We start from the raw sequence: 350 nt of genomic DNA on the forward strand, positions 1-350 counted from the left end.
ATTCATTAATTAACTCATCCACCACCATCCATTCCCCACCAACGACCCTCCGCCTCCACCCCTGTTTATTCAACACAAACCACCGATGCTCCCAACCCCATCCTATCAATTCCCTCACAACAAACACCAAAATCCCAACTTCCACCAAAAACTCCTTCCACCCACCACCCTCATAACCCACCACAACCCTAACATTCCCATTATTCTCCACCTCTTCTACTTTCTCTCTCCGCCCCTTCCTTCCCACATCAATCTTCACTCCATCCTTCAAAACCCCCATATAACCCCATTTTCCTTTACCCTTCTCCACACTGGAGAAGCTCCAAAAACCCTTCTTTTCCAATGCTTTT

The 350-nt window shown here is 47.1% G+C and carries 1 pseudogene; it reads right to left on the reverse strand.

The annotated features are described in order from the left end of the window. Positions 1 to 350, reverse strand: a pseudogene (locus tag FS628_RS31600) (hypothetical protein); the annotation flags it as partial.

This window comes from Paenibacillus xylanexedens, assembly GCF_007676705.1.
GTDB classification, from domain to species: Bacteria; Bacillota; Bacilli; order Paenibacillales; family Paenibacillaceae; genus Paenibacillus; species Paenibacillus xylanexedens_C.